11 protein-coding genes and 2 CRISPR repeat arrays are annotated in these 17,865 nt (G+C 64.1%); of the genes, 7 read left to right on the forward strand and 4 right to left on the reverse strand.

Features of this window, described 5'->3' with window-relative positions; all coding sequences use genetic code 11:
* Positions 1–67 precede the first annotated feature (67 nt).
* The 3 genes from FK256_RS07850 (at position 68) to FK256_RS07860 (ending at position 3,460) form a co-directional block, all read left to right on the forward strand.
* A complete protein-coding gene (locus FK256_RS07850; RefSeq protein WP_141424357.1) occupies positions 68–1,219 on the forward strand; it encodes a zinc-dependent metalloprotease in 1,152 nt (383 codons plus the stop codon).
* A 162-nt stretch (positions 1,220–1,381) separates the two neighbouring features.
* On the forward strand, positions 1,382–1,936 hold the full coding sequence (gene hpt, locus FK256_RS07855) for a hypoxanthine phosphoribosyltransferase (RefSeq protein ID WP_141424358.1): 555 nt from the start codon (positions 1,382–1,384) through the stop codon (positions 1,934–1,936).
* 216 nt (positions 1,937–2,152) lie between these two features.
* On the forward strand, positions 2,153–3,460 hold the full coding sequence (locus FK256_RS07860; protein WP_141424359.1) for a hypothetical protein: 1,308 nt from the start codon (positions 2,153–2,155) through the stop codon (positions 3,458–3,460).
* A 485-nt stretch (positions 3,461–3,945) separates the two neighbouring features.
* Positions 3,946–4,270: direct repeats of the CRISPR family, unit length 38 nt; unit sequence AGTCTCAATGCACCTTCTGGTGCTGGGTGCTTTCTGAC.
* Between the two features lie 437 nt (positions 4,271–4,707).
* Here the strand turns inward: FK256_RS07860 and FK256_RS07865 are convergent.
* The 4 genes from FK256_RS07865 to FK256_RS07880 form a co-directional block, all read right to left on the reverse strand.
* Positions 4,708–5,277 (reverse strand): DUF6036 family nucleotidyltransferase, encoded by a 570-nt coding sequence (locus FK256_RS07865; RefSeq protein ID WP_141424360.1) that lies wholly within the window; start codon positions 5,275–5,277, stop codon positions 4,708–4,710.
* Positions 5,267–5,860, reverse strand: coding sequence for a helix-turn-helix domain-containing protein (locus FK256_RS07870; protein WP_009234286.1), 594 nt, complete (start codon positions 5,858–5,860; stop codon positions 5,267–5,269). Before FK256_RS07870 ends, FK256_RS07865 begins: the two co-directional genes overlap by 11 nt.
* Before the next feature lie 497 nt (positions 5,861–6,357).
* Positions 6,358–7,192: direct repeats of the CRISPR family, unit length 37 nt; unit sequence GTCTTAATGCACCTTCTGGTGCTGGGTGCTTTCTGAC.
* A gap of 260 nt (positions 7,193–7,452) precedes the next feature.
* Positions 7,453–9,030: a hypothetical protein gene (locus tag FK256_RS07875; RefSeq protein WP_141424361.1), complete on the reverse strand. Its 1,578-nt coding sequence runs from the start codon at positions 9,028–9,030 to the stop codon at positions 7,453–7,455.
* Between the two features lie 11 nt (positions 9,031–9,041).
* On the reverse strand, positions 9,042–11,405 hold the full coding sequence (locus tag FK256_RS07880) for a hypothetical protein (RefSeq protein ID WP_141424362.1): 2,364 nt from the start codon (positions 11,403–11,405) through the stop codon (positions 9,042–9,044).
* Between the two features lie 269 nt (positions 11,406–11,674).
* Here FK256_RS07880 and FK256_RS07885 point away from each other — a divergent pair, with 269 nt between their 5' ends.
* The 4 genes from FK256_RS07885 to FK256_RS07900 are packed head-to-tail and all read left to right on the forward strand — an operon-like array spanning position 11,675 to position 17,865.
* The gene (locus tag FK256_RS07885; protein WP_141424363.1) at positions 11,675–13,639 is read left to right on the forward strand and encodes a Cas10/Cmr2 second palm domain-containing protein; all 1,965 of its coding nucleotides are present in this window, start codon (positions 11,675–11,677) and stop codon (positions 13,637–13,639) included.
* Positions 13,636–15,561, forward strand: a complete 1,926-nt coding sequence (locus tag FK256_RS07890; protein WP_141424364.1) for an RAMP superfamily CRISPR-associated protein — start codon at positions 13,636–13,638, stop codon at positions 15,559–15,561. Before FK256_RS07885 ends, FK256_RS07890 begins: the two co-directional genes overlap by 4 nt.
* Positions 15,558–17,303 (forward strand): RAMP superfamily CRISPR-associated protein, encoded by a 1,746-nt coding sequence (locus tag FK256_RS07895; RefSeq protein ID WP_141424365.1) that lies wholly within the window; start codon positions 15,558–15,560, stop codon positions 17,301–17,303. The genes FK256_RS07890 and FK256_RS07895 overlap by 4 nt, the downstream gene beginning before the upstream one ends.
* Positions 17,296–17,865, forward strand: coding sequence for a hypothetical protein (locus FK256_RS07900; protein ID WP_141424366.1), 570 nt, complete (start codon positions 17,296–17,298; stop codon positions 17,863–17,865). Before FK256_RS07895 ends, FK256_RS07900 begins: the two co-directional genes overlap by 8 nt.

A 17,865-nucleotide genomic window follows, 5' to 3' on the forward strand; every position in this document is an offset into this window, starting at 1 on the left:
ACAACCGCGATGAGGCCCGTGAGATCCGTTCGATTCCCGTGAATCCCGTGAATCCTGTGAGAAAGGCATGGCGGTGACGACCAACGGTACAGCGGCGGGGCTGGTCGACTGGCGGACGGTGGAGCGCATGACCGCGCTGATCCCGGCCGGCCCCAGTGCCTCGCACTCGGCGCGCGCCAGTTCGGTGGCGGTCCTGCGCCGCTCCGCCCGGGAGGCGCCGACCTGGGTCGCCAGGATCACCGGCCTGCACCGCGCGGCCCAGCAGGTCGCCGAGACCACGCGCGTGAGCGTCGTCGATCGGGCCGGGCTGGTGCGCGCCTCCACCCGGGCACTGCGCGGTCTCATGGAGCAGGTGCCCGCGCCGCGGGCCTCGGAGGCGGTTCGCCTCGTCGGGGCCGCCGAGATGGCCGGGGCGATGAGCCTGATCGCCACGCGGATGCTGGGGCAGGTGGTGCCCGACGCCTCGATCGGGGCGGGGGCCGGCCGCTCCGGTGGCGAGGAGCCCGGCGGCGTGCTGGCGGAAGGAGGGTGGAGGCCCTCATCGTCCCCGCACCTGCTGCTCGTGGCCCCCAACGTGCTGGCGATGCGCCGCCAGCTGGACCTGGACATGCTCGACCTGCCTGCCTGGGTCTGCCTGCACGAGACCACCCATGCCGTCCAACTCACGGCCGCTCCCTGGCTCGGCTCCTACCTGGCCGACTCCATGCGCACGGTCATCGGCGCCGTCGTCGAGGCCGTCTACGGGGGCGCGGGATCGGGGGAGCACGGGCCCGGACCGCGGCGGGGGAGCGTGGTACGCATTGCGGCGCGCGCCGGGCGGGGGCGAGTGCTCGAGGGGCTGACGAACCTCAGAGAGCGCTCGGAGGTCGCCTCGCTGGCGGCCGCGCTCACCTTCCTGGAGGGGCATGCCGAGGTGGTTCTGGACGACGTGCGGCCCAACCGGATGCCCTCAGTGCACCGTCTGCGTGCGGTCCTGTCCCGCAGTCGGGCGGTCGACGGCGGTATCGGCCCCGGGCCCGGCCTGGGCGCGCTCCTGCTGCACCGGCTCATGGGCCTGGAGGCCAAGGAGGCCCAGTACGCCGACGGTGCCGCCTTCGTGCGCAGCGTCGTGGCGCGCATCGGGCACGAGGGGCTCAACGTCGTGTGGACCAACCCCGCGCTGCTGCCCACCCCGGCCGAGATCGCCCGCCCCGACGTGTGGGTGCGCCGCGTGAGCTGACCGCACCGCCCCTCCTCCGTCTCCTCGTGGATGAAGGGAGTGGCGTGAAGTGCCTGGCTGGGTCCGGTGTGGCAGGCTTGTGGGGTCGACGCGGACCGGTGGCCTTCCCCAGGCCCCGGCGACTCCGCGAAGCCATGACGACGCATCAGGAGGACGGGGCGGATGGACGCCACGGATATGGGATCGGACCTTCAGCAGGTACTCATCACCGAGGAGCAGATAGGGCAGCGCCTCGATGAGATGGCCGCCCAGATCGACGCCGACTACGCGGGCCGCGACCCCCTGCTCGTGGGTGTGCTCAAGGGAGCCGTCTTCGTCATGGCGGATCTGTCTCGCCGGCTGCACATGAGCGTGCCGATGGACTGGATGGCCGTGTCCTCCTACGGCTCGGGAACCAAGTCCTCCGGGGTGGTGCGCATCCTCAAGGACCTGGACACCGACGTCACCGGCCGTGACATTCTCATCGTCGAGGACATCATCGACTCCGGCCTGACCCTGTCCTGGCTGCTGGGCAACCTGTCCTCCCGGGGCGCGGCCTCGGTGGAGATCGCCACACTCCTGCGCAAGCCCGACGCCGCCAAGGTCGAGGTGGACGTCAAGTACGTCGGCTTCGATATTCCTACGGAGTTCGTCGTCGGCTACGGACTGGACTATGCCGAGCGGTACCGCAACCTGCCGTTCATCGGTACGTTGAGGCCCGAGGTCTACGGAGGTTGACTGACGCAGGTCAACCTTGACAAAACCTGAGGGCAAAACGGGAGAATCAAGGGTAGACCGGTTGAAGCGCCGCCTACGGGCGGTGATTCCGAGGCCTATGACCTGCGCCCTGACCCCTTTTACAGGTGGTCGGAGCCGTGTACGTTACGTTACGATAACGAGTGCAGATCGCCGACGGATGCCCCATCCCGGCGGGTGAAAGTGGAAGGACTCCTGGTGACGGTGAAGAAGGCTGTGCGTCGACGCGTCCCGAGGCTGGTCGGCCTCGCGGGTGCGGTGGTGCTGGCGTCCTCGCTGAGCACGCCCATGATGATGACGGCGGCGGCCGAGCCGGCCGCGGACCCCACTTTTAATACGGTTGCCGAGATGGCGCAGGCTACCGCCGCCGCCGGCAGCACCCTCACCACCCTTGGTGACGAGGCGCCGGGCGATGGTGGCGGACTGGTCTACACCGTTGAGAGCACGAGTCCCGCCGGCGCGCTGGGGGCCGTTTCGGTCATGCTGGCCGACGGCCAGTGGGCCGTGCCGAAGACGCTTCCGGTCGCCCCGACCGTGGCCTCGGACGGCGCCGCCGCCAGTGATGTGGTGGCCCGGGCGCAGTCCTTCGCCGACGCCGGAGGGGCCCTGGTCGTGGATCCGTCCCGTCCCACGCCGTTGTCGGGCGCGAATGTCCACGCCGGTGGTTCCGGCCCGTACCCGATCAGCTCGTCGGCTCTGGTGGGCATGGTGCTCTCCGGCTGGGATTACTCGCACACCACCTACGTGGCTGACCAGAACACCCCGGTGGGGTACCGGGCCGACGTCGGGCAGGACCTCAGCGGGGCCTGGAAGCCGGACGATCTGGCGGGCTGGTTCAACTCTCAGAACCGCCTGTGGCTGAACACGAACGGCGCCATCAACCCGGGGGACATCGTCTTCTTCTCCAACCCGCTGTCCGTGGGGCAGAGCGGTTCCGGCTCTGCTCCCGCCCAGTCCACGGTGTTCGGGAACATCTACGACGTCGGCATCTACATGGGGGACAACAAGGTCATCAGGGCCTCGTCCGGTGGTGTCCAGGTTGAGGAGCTTGACGCTCAGAAGGCGGCGGATCTCTCCCTGGTGGCGCGTCCGCTGTGGTCCGCGCCCGAGGGTGGTGCGGCCGCCCCGGATCAGCAGCAGGCGGGCAGTGGCGCCGGTGGAGGCTCGACGCCGACCCCGGATGGTTCGTCGTCGGCCTCATCCCAGCAGAGCGCGCAGGCTCCTGCGGCGGGGGCGCCCTCCGTCAACGGCGGTACGGTGCCGGACGGTTCTGGACCCGGCTCGCAGTCTTCGAACGGGACCGGCCATGACGACCGCAATGAGGTCGTGGTGGGCGCCAGCAGCAGCCAGGACAGCAAGGGGCGCACGAGCGCCGCTGAGCGGTCCTCGGCCAAGAGCGCCCGGGAGCGGTGGCTGCCGGTGACCGGTGTGGCAATCGGCGTGCTGTCGACGGCGGCGATCCTGCTGTCCTGCGGCCTGATCGTCCTGCGTCTGCGCCGCGGCTGAAGCGGGGCCGGTGCGGGGCGCCTGGTTATGTTGGTCTGCCCGGTGTGCTGACGGCGCTCGTGAGCGAGCGACAAGTGGGCGCGAGGGGGCGGTCGCCGATTTTCTCGGCGCCGCCCATGTTTTTAGCGCCTGATGGCCGGGCTCCCTGCGGTATAGCCGTTTCGGTCGCGTGACGCTTGCTGGAATCCTGTGAGGTCACCTGGCGCGAATCTACCTGAGATCAACGCGTGCATGGTGCTTGCCGTCAACGGATTTGTGGTCGGATGGGCCGTTCTCTCGCGGTGCTAGCGGTTCGGTGTCCATGCAGCGGACATGGCCGAGGCTACCGGCGATGTAGTTGGGCGGAAAACCGCGGGATTCTGCGGTTCTCGCTAGGCTCCCGATGCCTCAGCCGCGTTCATGTCCGTTCTGTGGACACCGGTCTCCGCTCACTCGCCGGCCTTGTTGGCAACTGACGATGGCGTCAACGGCAGAGGTTATCCCTCGGTCTTAATACACCTTCTGGTGCGAGGTGCTTTCTGACCCAAATCAATCATTGTTGGCCTCTGCGTTTCGTGTCTCAATGCACCTTCTGGTGCTGGGTGCTTTCTGACTGGGCTCCGGCTGACTATGAGGTGCCTGCCGGCTAGTCTCAATGCACCTTCTGGTGCTGGGTGCTTTCTGACTTTCACTGTCACGACACGGTGGAGCCTTGATTTTGAGTCTCAATGCACCTTCTGGTGCTGGGTGCTTTCTGACAGCTCAACTGAGTGAACCCTGTTTGGCATCAGATAGTCTCAATGCACCTTCTGGTGCTGGGTGCTTTCTGACCCCTGCCTCTGGGAGCGGCATCGTTGCGCCACTTCCGGGGGCTGGAGCGCCACCGGCTCCGCAAGCACCCCGCGGGACCGGCCGGCACCGTCCCTATTTAACCACTTTTCGGCGTCCTGACGCCAAGCGCCACCGACGTCCCCTCCGGTGCCTCCGGCCACCAGCTTCCGACGAGATCAAGCCAAAAGATCGACGTTTCGACCTGTGACTGCAGGCACAACCTGCTGTGGTGGAGGTGGAACCGGGCCCTGGACTCGGCGTCAAGGGTGTTTCCCCCGCCGAGCCGTCCGGCCGTCCAGCAGGTAGGTCAGGAAGGCGTCGAGCTGCCTGTCGGTGTCGGTCATCAATGGTCCATTGCTCGGAGACGACGGACCCGACCGCCTCCGAGTCACGGTCCACCTTATTTGCTGCACACGGTTGACCTGGACCTTGATGTTTTACTGGTCTTTCCAGCGATGAAGAAAGGACTGTGCTCGTGCCTTGGCTTCGCCGTGCCGATCGTCGAGGAGTTCGAGAAGGTTCATGACGTCGTAAGGGTTGACGATTGCGGCGTCCAGCGATGCGCCGACGAATTCTCTGTCCTTGTCGCGGTTGGCATACAATTTTGCGACGCACAGATCTTCTGGTAACAGGCAATAGCCTGTGTTACTTAGTGTGCTTCCGGCAAGAGAAGTTGCAGGTCCTGAAACAGCTATGAGGCGGTCTCTCCATCCGGAAGAGAGGATCGCGGTGGAATCGTCGACGCCGTCGATTGCGAAGCCGTGAAGTTGCTCGAAGGGAGAAAGCTCGCCAGCGACTCCCTCAATGAGATCCGCCAGTTCTTTGACGGTTTCAGGGTTGTCGTCGATGGGAAGAATGTCGATCTCGCGAGATAGTGTGGCGCGTTTGGGCAGTTCGTCCTCGGAGAAGGAGGCGAGGATGGACTGTGAGCCGAGGATGGTCACCTCGCTTCTGTTGATGATTGTGCAGGCTGTACGAATGGCGTGGTAGAGCTGCTCACGCCGCATAGTGCTTCCTCTCCCAGTAGATGACGGCCTGGCGTTGGGGTGCGCTGAGAAATCCCGCCATGGGAGAGACGTCTCGGAGCAGACAGGCGTCCTCGTCTTCGGCGCACATGCGTTCACGCATCGTTTCGATGTCGCCTGATTCGATCCATGACTTCCAGCGTTCGAGAGTCGACCGGTGCAGCGTCCCTTGAACCGAGTGCTCATTGCGTGCGATTCCGGTGACAACCTGTGGGTGCCAGGATGATGTCTCCGACCAGTTGGTGGAGGCATCGACCAGTCGGTGGAGCATGAGGCTGCGGCGTCGTGAGCGGCTGGAGGCCGCAGCGCTGTCCGGAGTGATGCTGGTGATGCCGGGGTCGAGGTTGGGGAGAGGTGTTGTGTTGTCGGGGATGTGTGGGGCCACGATCCCGAGATCCTCCAAGCCCAGGGCGCCGAGGTAGCGGGCGCGCGTGCGCAACGTAATGTCGCCTCGCGCTTCTCGTGTCTCGGTCTGAGATACGGAGGCGACAGAAACCCCTAGGCGTTGTGCGAGCTCACTCTGCGCAACGCCCAGGCTGCGCCGGGCCTCCTGAATCGTAGTCACGTACTTAAGTTATAAGTTAAAGGCTGGCGTTGGCAACCGTTCTTTCGGTGGCGTCATCGTCCTGCCTCTGCGTCGCCGCTGAAGCAGGGTTGGTGTGGGACATGGATATTGGTCCGCCGACGCGTTGACTGCGTCCCGTGAGCGGGCGACGAGCAGGCGGCTGGGCTCCTTGGCACGGCCCGCCTGGCTTTGCGTCTGCTGGCCGGTCCCTGCGGTAGAGGCGTTTCGGTTGCGTGATGCTTGCTGGAATCCTGCGAGTTCACCTGGCACGAATCCACCTGGGGTGGAGGCCTTGGTTGTCGTCGAGGAGGGCGGCGCCCGTGGTGGCGGGGTGGTTCGGGTCGGCTCGGAGGGCCTGTTCAAGGGGCTGGCGGTCGGACTGACCGTTTTCCGGCGCTGTTGGCAGCCACCGCACGGCAATTCCGGTGAACAGGCCTTCCGGTGCCGGGTGCCTTCTGACGCGGAAACGCCGAGACATTCAAATTGGTCGGCATGGTGTCTTAATGCACCTTCTGGTGCTGGGTGCTTTCTGACTGGTTATCGCGGGTCTAAGCCTCGGCGGTTTCGTCGTCTTAATGCACCTTCTGGTGCTGGGTGCTTTCTGACATCGTGGACGACGACGGGCACCAGTGGGTGCAGCGGTCTTAATGCACCTTCTGGTGCGAGGTGCTTTCTGACAGGTCTACGACCGCCTCCTTGACTGGGCCCGCACTCGTCTTAATGCACCTTCTGGTGCGAGGTGCTTTCTGACGAGTATATCCGCACTCTCGATGACTCCTCCGAATTCAGGTCTTAATGCACCTTCTGGTGCTGGGTGCTTTCTGACCCTGAAAGGAGAAAGTCATGAGTATTGTTACTACGTCTTAATGCACCTTCTGGTGCTGGGTGCTTTCTGACGCGTGAGACGGGCGTGTCTCGCGTGTCGCTGGACGATGTCTTAATGCACCTTCTGGTGCTGGGTGCTTTCTGACAGCGAAGTCCCTGGCTTATAGCCGAGATTCGCAGGAGTCTTAATGCACCTTCTGGTGCTGGGTGCTTTCTGACCCATGTCCGTGGCTTACCGGACGTTCCTGTTGCAGGGTCTTAATGCACCTTCTGGTGCTGGGTGCTTTCTGACTGTGAAGACCACTACCATCTCTGTTGATGAGAAGTCTTAATGCACCTTCTGGTGCTGGGTGCTTTCTGACACGCCAACTGGGTGCACCTGAGCACCCGGGTGGTGGTCTTAATGCACCTTCTGGTGCTGGGTGCTTTCTGACTAGTTAAAAGCGGTGGAAATATGAAATGGATAATTAGTCTTAATGCACCTTCTGGTGCTGGGTGCTTTCTGACTCCTGCCTCTGGGAGTGGCGTCGTTGTGCCACTTCCGGGGGATGGAGCGCCACCGGCTCCGCAAGCACCCCGCGGGACCGGCCGGCACCGCCCCTATTTAACCACTTTTCGGCGTCCTGACGCCAAGCGCCACCGACGCCCCCTCGGGCGCCTTCAGCTACCAACTTCCAACGACGCCAAGCCAAAAGATCGACGTTTCGACCTGTGACTGCAGGCACAACCCGCTGTGGTGGAGGTGGAACCGGGCCCTGGACTCGGTGTCAGGAATGTTTCCCCCGCCGAGCCGCCCGGCTGCCCAGCTTGTCGACGAGCAACCAGATCCCACCGCCGATGAGGACCGACCCGATAAGACCGAAGCCAAGAATCCATCCCCATCCTGCGTCCCAGCCGCCGATGTGCTGGTGCCGGACCGCAATGCCCTTAGCGGCCTCCCAATTGGACCAGATCTCCAGGAACACGCTCAGGGGCAGGCCGATGAAGGTCAGAACCGCCAGGGCGATCTCCATGATCCGCGTGGAGCGGGCGCGCTCCTCCTCGGCTTTCTGGTCGTCGCGACCGATGCGCATCAGCACGTTCTCCCGGAGCCTGTGCGCCTGATCCCTGGCCTCCTCAACCAGCAGGGGAATCCGGTAGGTGTCCAGTAGGTAGGTCAGGAAGCCGTCGAGCTGCCTGTCGGTGTCGGTCATCATGGTCCACTGCTCGGAGACGACGAACCCGACCGCCTCCGAGTCGAGCTCGATCACACGATCCACCTCATCCGCGGCACGCGGCTGTACATCGGCCAGACGAGCCATGAGCGAAGACGCTCGGTATCGCTGAAGCGGCATGAGCAGAATCGCCTCGATAAAACGCCCCTCAACCTGGGCCAGAGGGAAGAACCCTCCCTGCTGAACCTGACAGAAGGAGCACCCATGGGATCCTGCGTAGGCCGTCCAAGTCTGTGAGAGCCGGTGGAGCTGCTGAGCACGCTGCTCGAAGAGCCCATCCTGGAAGGTCTCGTCGGTGCGCCGAGGAAGGTGCCCCCACCGCCACGAACTGATGATGATGCGTTCCCTCGTCATGCCCGATTCGGGATCGGTGACGGACTGCCTGAGCCCCCGGCACTGCTCACCCGCAGTCCTTTCCTGCTCGGTACGCACGTCAGAGTCGTCCAGCTCGAAGCCCTCTCCTTGCTCCGAGGCGACGACGTCGTACGGCACGTAGGTGATGGTGTAGGGGTCGATATCCTCGAGACCGTTCACATCAGTGACGCCGAAGCCATGACCGACGTCGTCCGGGCCATATTCGGACAGGAGGGAGAGGACTCGACTCACCTCATAGACGAGTTCCTTTCTCCCCCTTGGCTCCTGCGTGAGGTTACGGACCCAGGAGAACGCCTGAGGACTCGACGGGTCGCGCAGAACCAGGTGCATGGCGATAAGCACCTTCGTTACCGTCTTTGGGGCGGGACAATTTCCGAAGGAGCCTGAGGGGATACTCACGGTCTCGATTCTGAGAACGTCCCACGCAAAGGCCGCGAGAGGAGCGGCGCCGTGGCTGGTCCGGTTCTTCTCGCTGATGAATACGGGTGAGAGGTCCTCGTAGACATAGTGGCCGCGGTGCTCAGCGGAGAGCATCCGTTTCCTCACCGGCTCACGCAGCCGGCGAGATGCCCCGTCGAAAACGGTCCGGCCCACTCCTCCGGTGATCGGTACCGGGCCTGGGGCGAAGAGGTGTCGCCACTGCTCCCACTGTCCGGGCAACTCCCACGGTACGACGACGATGACACGTAATGCGTTGTCATCCTCGGCATCGATCTCCATGAGTTCCGTCGGCGTGCGCTTATCGATCTGATTCATTGATGTGGTCTCTATTCTGTCCAGATAATGAGGCTCATGAATCGCGTGTACCAGTCCGATTCAGTTGAAACACCTAAAGCTACGGCTGCATCCTCAAGGCAGTCGATGGTGCACTGAAGGACGTCCTGGTAAGAATGCAGTTGAGGTGTCGTAATTGCAAAGTCGTTCAGTGTATCCTGGGTTGCTACAGAAGTTGGGTTATTTCCGTGCGTAACCACTAGTCGGTTACGAATTTCGGCTAACATTCGCAGATAATCGCCTCTAGGTAAGTCTTTGAGTTTGCGAGATCTCGGGGGCGTGTCCTCAGGCTTCAATCGACTAATTAGTTTAAAATTTGAGCCTTCATGAAAGAGTGTCGTCCCTGCTGGTCTGGGGTTGAACTTAACTGCTTCAGCTGCAATCACAACAAGCCTGGGGTCGATATTTCCGTCTCCGATTTGATCGATGATGAAATTTATTGCACGCAGAATCGATATCAAAGTGCCAGCATGGTAGTCCGCACAGTTCTCCGGTAACGGTTCTTTGACTGCGGTTTGATACTCCTCCTTCAAACGATCGCATTCTTCAGCTCGTTTGATAAGTTCCTGGTCGCCTGCTCGTAATACCCGGGCCGCGCTTATTAGGTTGAAGTTGCGCAGACTGGCTGATGCCGCGTCTCGCAGAGCGCCTTTCGCGTCGCTATGGAGGGCGATTCGGTGAAACTGGGTTTGAGTCTGGCCGTCGTCGATATCAAAGTAGGTGGTGATAAACAACGGACTAGCATGTTCTGCGCACCATTGTTGCGCGGCTTTCAGTGCTCCGTATATAGCCGGCTTCTGTCCGGTCCCAACGATTACCACTGCGGCTGGGGACATGACGTTGAGCGCCTTCTTGACTGTATTTTCTGCGCTATCTAGGACTTCTGGTGTGCAGGAGTATTCGTCAGAACTAGACCCTTCGTACTTGAATTCGAAAGTTGATGGCGTGCTCTCACTCCAACCGAGAGCCCTATTTGTTGACTTTGCCGCTTCGTTGCTGTTGATTGCTAGTTGCTTGGATTTTTCTGCTTTGGAGTGTAAGGCGACGAAGGTTGCCCTTGGCTCGGGGGAGTTCTTTAGTCGTCCTGGAATGGCTGCCAGTACGTCTTTCTTGGGCGGGATTTTGAGAACTCGTTCGGGGATATAGTCACCTCGAGATGAGAATCCGCATCCAAATATATATAATATAGAGCAATCATTTGGCCTGGAAAGCCAGTCTGGGAACTCTCCAGGCAGTTCTGCGATCGCATTCACCGCAATGAAATCACTGAAGTCTAGAGTTTCCCCGCCATGTACTGTTTTCTTTCCAATCTCATTGAGATTTCCTTGGAGGGACAACCAATCTGCTGACTTTGGGCACTTTTCTCTAAGGTTATCCTTTAACTGTTTTGCGGCATTGATGGCTTCCCCTAAAGTGGGGGCTTTCTTTTTGTCTCCCTTTGCGAATAAATTATGATGTAAGTTATACTTCAGAGTGTCTTGCTCTTGATAGAGAAGGGTTTCGTAGTGTTTTTCGACCCATGCGCGGAGTGCCAATCCTGCTCCGATGTCGGCGCGCGCCATATCTAGGCGAACGATTTGAGCTAGCTCGTCCTCCGTGAGTATTTGTGGGGTGTCGCGAAATTTGTTGGCTATGTTTATGAGAGACTTGTGTTGTGCTGTAATTGTGAGATCGATTTTGTTGTGTTCCGTTTTCCAATCTTTGGCTTCGATAAGATAGCCGAGCGATCTGAGCCAATAAAAGGGTGCCTCTTCGATTTTTTCCTTATTAACGAATATAGCCTTGTTCTCGGTCATTCCCGGAGATGCCGACAACCTCCAGTTGAAACCTAACCGATCAACTGTTCCCATGATTGATAGTACAGTCATTGTTGCTGCTGATATTCCATTAACTATGACGTCTTCAGTCGAAGGTATATTTCGTAAAGTCTCGTCCAGACTGCTGGTTCGGGTTTCTTCTTGTAAACCGCCGTCGCCTATAACTTGGACGTCGAATCTGAGTCCATATTTTTCTTCTATGTTTTTCTTGACTTCCGGGAGATTCATCGCCTTTTCCAGGAGGTGGGCGATGGTGTTGGTCTCGGTTCCTGATACTCCTTGATTGGTGCCGTAGAGCAGGATATGGACGTCTTGGAGTGGGCGCTCAAGGGAGGCGAGTGTTAGTGCCAGCGGTGTAGGGGCGGTGCGCGTTTGATCTTTCGTCAACACTGAAACTAAGTCGAGAGTGTTGCGGCATCTGATTTTCTGAAGTATCTCTGTTTCGGCGTTCTTCTGGGCTGTCAGCCTTTCGGGGCGGGGTATATGAGTGATGTTGATCCCTAAGTCACCATTGCCAACTGGGTGAATGATAGTCGTCATTGCCTTGTTCTTTCCGTTTGCAGACGCCTGGTAAGGTGATGGGTGCCCCGTAAGAGTGTCACATTTGATGCGATCGTGCAGAACTTCTGCAAAGTTGACGATTCACCTATTGTCGTCGCTGCTGTTCAAAAGAGTGGAACGTTAAACCTGCATAACGATCTTTGTCAAGAGCGTCTTTTTCTCTGGTCAAACACTCGCCACACCAACCGGCTGTCTGGTAAGACTGTTCCGGGACGCAAAGCCGCGCCACCGTCCGAACGGAGTTGACGATGCACCTTGTCATGCTTGAAACCAACGGGAACCAGCGCTTCATCTTCTCCTCACCGCGGCTGCGGGACAACGTCGGTGCCTCCTCCCTGCTGACCAAGCTCCGGGAGTGGACGGAGCGGGGGCTCGTCTCCACCGGGGCGGCTGCAACTTGGTGCACGGCGCGTGGACTGCCCGACGACCGGGAACCGCACGAGTCCCAGTGGGTCTCCAAGTCCTCCGGCAAGGTCATCTTCCTCGTGGACACAGCCCAACAGGCCAAGGACGTCATCGGCGTCGTGACGCGCAAAGTTCTCGCCGAGGCGCCGGGCATGGACGTCTCCGGCGTCTTCATCTCCCTGCCCACTCCTTCCGATCCGCAGGCCGGTCCCGTCGACGTCACCGAGAGCGCGCTCAAGGAGGTCCACGCGGAAGCTGCCCGCTACGCCCTCCAACGCTCGCCTGCCGAGGCGCGCTTCTCCCAGCTTCCCTTCCTCGCCAGAGCCAAGGACTCATCCCTGCCCGCCTCCCCGCCGCTGGCCACCCGGGACGAGGCCAAGGACGATCGCCAGGACGCGCTGTCGCTGACCTCGCGCGTCCGGCGCTACCGGGCGTACCAGGCACGGCTCGATCTTCTGAAGACGGGGGTCAATCGCAGTCCGGACCTCTCAGACAAGCAGACGCTCCTCATCCGCGACCCGACGATGCTGGCCAAGAAGCTCCACCAGGTTTTCGTTGAGGGCATCGAGCCGGTGGGCGATGAGGGCAGACCGTCACCCAAGGAGAGTATCGCGCGAGGGGCGAAGGAGTTTGGCCCGCTTGAGCGTGCCATCCAGGCCAACCCGGATGCCAGCAGCACCGCCGGCCCGGACACCGACTCCGGCGACTACACTTTCCTGTCCAAGGTCGCCGTCATCCATATCGACGGCAACGGCGTCGGCGGCATCATGAAGGATCTCAACGACTCGAAGGACCGTGTCGCGCCGGCCGAGTTCCAGGAAGAGATCGGCTGCGACCGCGACGACCCCGACGCCCTGCGTCGCTTCCTCCTGGCGGTCAACGAGCGCCTGCAAAACGCGGTTGAGCACGCCTTCGCCGCCGCGTGGACGCGAATCGACGAGCTGTCCCACCGTGACGATGGCCAGGCCGGGCGGGAACACGCCGCTATCCCCGTCGTCCCGGTGATCCTCGGTGGCGACGACGTCACCGTCATCACCAGCGGCGACTACGCCCTCCCCTTCGCCGCCGCCTACCTCCGCTACTACGAGGAGGCCACCCGCAGCGACCCGATCCTGCGCTACCTCACCCCGCCCGAGGGCCAGGACACCGGTCCCATGACCGCCGCTGCCGGCGTCGCCATCGTCAAACGCAACTTCCCCTTCCACATCGCCTACGAGCTGGCCGAAAAACTGGTCGATCGCGCCAAGAAAGTCGGCAAGACGACGCAGCCGCCGTGCTCAACACTCGACTACCACGTCCTGTTCGACACCACGGTCCTCGACGCCTCCGAGATCCTGCGGGGATACAAGGACTTCACCACCCGCCCCTTCCGGCTGCTCGACGACGATTCGACGTCGCCCAGATGCAGCTGCGACACGTGCCACCCGGGTGAAGAGCCGTCCGACTCATCGAAGACTGACCGTCCCCACGAGTCCTGGGAGGTGACCCGGAGGCGCGTCGCCCGGTTCAAAGGGGTGCCCCTCGACAGCACCGACGAGAGCCGGAGCAAGACTGACCTCGAACCATTCCCACGCACCCGGGCGGCGCGCATCCGCGGCCTGCTGTCCTCCGGACGCGCTCAGACGGCCGACGACGAGTGGGCGGTGGCCCGCAAGGAGATCGGCGACTGGATCGACACCGAGCTCGGCGGCGTGGGCGCCGTGTTCGACCTCCTGGAGCTCTCCGACCTCCTCCCGCCCTCCTTCTTCGAGCTTTCCCTCCCTGACCTGGGGAAGAACATCAACGCAGCATCGGAGGCCACCGAATGAGCCCCTCATCCCCGACCTCCTTCCCCCTGTCGATCACCTTCCACTCCGACTGGGGCGTCACCACCGGAACCGGCGTCGCCGGCGGCGTGGACTCCGTCGTCGAGAAGGACGAGCGCGGCCTGCCGATCGTGCGCGCGACCGTGCTCGCCGGCGTCGTGCGGGAGCAGTCGCTCCTCGCGGCCCAAGCACTCGACGACGGCGACCCCGGCGGCTCCTGGCGCGCCTTCGCCTCCGCACTGTTCGGCTCCGACCTGGCGCCGCGGCTCGTCGTCTTCTCCGACGCCAGGCTCATCGACCCGCCGGCCGACCCCGCCGACCTCATCCACGAGGTCGTCTCCCTGTCCATCGACGAGAAGACCGGCACGGCGCGCGAGGACTTCCTGAGATTCTTCGAACGCGTCGGTGCCTGCCGGCTGCGCGGCGAGGTCACCCTGTCTGACGTCGACAAGGACGGACGCCCCCTGACCTGGAGCGACGAGCAGCGCGACGCCGCCGAGCTCCTCCTGGCCCTCTCCGGTCTGCTGGTGTGCGCAATCGGCTCCAACCGGGCCGTCGGCGACGGCGTCTGCGACGTCCTCATCCACGCCGACCACGAGCCCGGCGACGCCCGGGCCGTCAAGGACTGGTGCCGCACACAGCTGGGCAGGTGGAAAGGACGCGGCGCCCCGCAGCCTCCCGCGGCGGACGCGGCCGCTGCGGCGGCCCCGGTCCTTAAGGCAAGCCCTGCATCCACCGACGCCGGCGCCTTCCACGAGGCGACCCTGACGATCGACCTGCGAACCCCGGTGGTCTCCTACGAGGTCCCCATGTCCAACGAGATCCGCTCCCTGGACTTCCTGCGCGGCACCGTGCTGCTGCCCTGGGTGCACCGGCTCATCACGCGCACCGTCGCCCAGGCCTCCGGCGCATCGGAGGCCCTCGTCCAGGAGGTCCGCGACGCCGTCGTCAACGGGGAGCTTCTCGTCTCCGACGGCGTCGTCTCCTACCAGGGGGAGCGCGGGCTGCCGATGCCGCTGGTGTTCTCCAGCCCCAAGGTCGGCCAAGGAGCTGAGAGCCAGGAGCCCCAGACGGCTGAGGGCGAGGGCGACGAGGAGATGCGCGTCTGCAACCGGATGCGCGCCGAGGAGCCCGAGCACGAGGTCCACAAGCCGCTGCGCAACGGATACGTCTTCCCGACCGCCGGCGCGAAGGGCGCCCCGGCGCTCATCGGGCGGCAGTCCACGGCGCACGACGCCGCCACCGGGGCAGCCAGGGACGGCCAGCTCTACCTGGTGCGGGCGCTCCCGGCGGGCCTGAGCCTCCAGGCGACGGTGACGGTCTCGACCCGCCTGTACCAGCGGATCGGTGAGCAGCTGGAGGCCCTCGCCGGCATGGGGCACCGGGCCCGCCTCGGGGCGCGTCGCCTCAGCGGCACCTTCGGGGAGGCCGAGTGCACCCTCTCGGCCTTCGCACCGAGCCCGGCGCCCCAGGTGGTCGACGCCGAGGACACGACGATCTGGTTCACTTCCGACGTACTGGCCCGCTCATCCCGGCTCGGCCCGGGCGGGAGCCTGACCGACCTGCTCGCCGCCTTCGAGCGGGCCGGAGCCCCCATCGAGCTCGCCGAGGCGGACGGGACGCGCTTCAACGCCGGGGCCAGGCACCGGCGCGTGGACTCCTGGTCCGCGGCGAGCCACCAGCCCCGGGCCACCCGCATGGCCATCCAGGCCGGCTCGGTCCTCAAGGTGAGAACCACCGCCCCGGAGAAGCTGGCCGCCCTGGCGGCCGTCGGCATCGGGGAGCTGCGGGCGCAGGGCTTCGGACGGTTCGTCGTCGGGCATCCGCTGCTGGAGAAGGAGACGTTCACACTGAGGAGCCTTCACGGGGAGGACCTCGTACCGACCGCTGATGGTGCTGCGGCATCGAAGGAGGCTCAGCGATGAGCGTGACCCGCTATGAGCTCACCGTCCACCTGGTGACGGACACGCCCCTCCACTCGGGAGGCATCGACGAGGTGGTCGACCGCCGACGCGGCCCAGAGGATAGGACCACCGTCGCCCGGCGATTCGCGCGCGACGGCCACGGCCGTCCGGTCCTCACCGGACGCTCCGTCAAGGGCGCCCTGCGAGCCGCCTGCCAGCGATTCCTCGAGGAGCACGGCGACGCCGTCGGACTGGCCGAACGCGAGCTGCAGCAGCTGTGGGGCGATGACGGAACCCGCGGGGCCGGTTCGGCGGCGCCGCTGCGGGCCTCGGCGATCACCGTGCACACGGTCGAGCTGCCCACCGAGGGCTATGAGGGGAATGAGGAGCACAAGATCATGCTCCCGACCCGGATGGGCAACGCCATTGACCGGTACTGGGGCTCGGCCGGCGACACCGCGCTGTTCAAGCACGAGTACCTGCCCCGCGGCAAGGAGCTCGCCCTGACCATCACCGCGGAGGCCGGGCTGCCCGACGGCGTCGAGGTGCCTCAGGGTGATGTCGCCCCGCCCGGGCCGGAGCAGGTCGAGAAGCTCTTCGCGCTCATCATCGGGCTCATCAAGGACGGCAGGGTCGCCTTCGGCGGCCGGCAGAACGCCGGGTGGGGGAGAGTCGCGCTCAGCGACTCGGAGAAGGCCTGGAGGCTCACCAAGGCGGAGCCGGGCAGCCGGGCGGGACTGGAGGAGTGGCTCTCCGGCGCCGGCGGCCGCTCGGTCGACGTCGCCCCCGTGGACTGCGGGGGCAGCGGCCGGATGCGGATCGAGATCACCTGGGACAGCCCCACCGGGATCCTCGTGGCCGAGCCCCAGGATGACGGCTCCCAGGAGGAGGCCGACGCCGGGGCCGCAGACGGAGCGCCGGGAGAGGCGGAGGGCGCGGACTCTGAGGAGACGAAGCCGGCCCGCCCCCTGCGCGCCGGCCCGGAGGAGACCGACCCGATCGTGCTGCCCGGAAGCTCCGTCCGCGGCGCGCTGCGGACCCGGGCGACGCGGATCGCCCGCACCATCCTGCTGGCGAAGAAGGACCCGAGCACGGGGGCCGACTGGTCGGGCGCCGGCGTCCACGAGCAGCTCGCGCAGGATCCGAGCCTGGTGCGGGACCTGTTCGGCTCGACGACGCACCGTGGCGCGCTGACGGTCCTCGACACGCTCGCCGCCGAGGACGGCCCGAGCCGCAAGGTCACGCACAACGCCGGCGACCGGTGGACCGGCGGCGTCGCGGACGGGTTGCTCTACAGCGAGGAGGTCTACGACTCCACCTGGAACAGCATCGTCCTGGAGCTCGACCTCGACCGGCTTCTGACCAACGCGCGGGCGGGCCTGGAGGAACCGGGCGGGCAGGAGGACAGTCAGGGCGAGGACCGCAGCCGCGCCGCCTTCTGCCTCCTGGGGCTAGTGCTCGCCGAGATGGCCGCCGGGACGCTCCCACTGGGGAGCCGCGGCACCCGGGGCATGGGGCAGGTCGAGGTCAAGGCCATGGCCGTGACCGGCGGAAAGGGCCTGGGGATCGAGAACTGGTCCCTCAAGGCCTCCGAGGACGGGACGGGCGAGTCGCTTCCTCGGCGGATTCTGAAGGGGCTCAGGGACGTGAACTCCGGGATCGAGAGGAATCCGAGAGCCGGAGCCGGCTGGGAGGGATGGTCCTCCTACCTGGTGGGCAGCAGCGAGAGGCCGCTTGAGGACAAGGAGGAGCGGGATGCCTGAGAAGACGTGGGAGCCGGAACCGTTGCGAGAGGCGGTCTGGAAGGACATGCCCGGCGCGGGAACCGAGCAGCCCGGGGGCGCTGAGCTGCAGCGGGTTCTTGAACGTGCCGAGGACCTGGGAGGCGAGATGAACGGCGTGGCCTACACGACCAGCGGCGCCTACTCGGTGAGGAGGGCGGGGGCTTCCGGGCTCATTACTCTGATCGAGAAGGATGGACAGGTCGGTTCCCGGGAGGAGGAGATCGACCTGGACACGGTCTTCGAGCTGCGCCTGTGGCGGGTGATGGGCAAGAAGACCGACGACGGCGGCAACGTCGCCGGAGAGGACGGCGTCCTGGCCCACGAGCTGCGGTGGCTCAACGGCAGTGGGGCCGCTGAGATCGTGGTCGGCGCGTCCCGCGAAGGTCTCCCGGGCGGCAGCGACTGCTGGGTTCGGGACAACAGCTACCTCCAGCACGGAGAGAAAGGCGACGTCATGACCGGCATCGAGGTCTTCACCGTGGAGGAGACGTACGGAAACACCGTATTCGCCGACGAGCTCATGACCGGAAGGTGGGGCTGA

The organism is Actinomyces johnsonii (assembly GCF_006546835.1).
Classification (GTDB): Bacteria; Actinomycetota; Actinomycetes; order Actinomycetales; family Actinomycetaceae; genus Actinomyces; species Actinomyces johnsonii.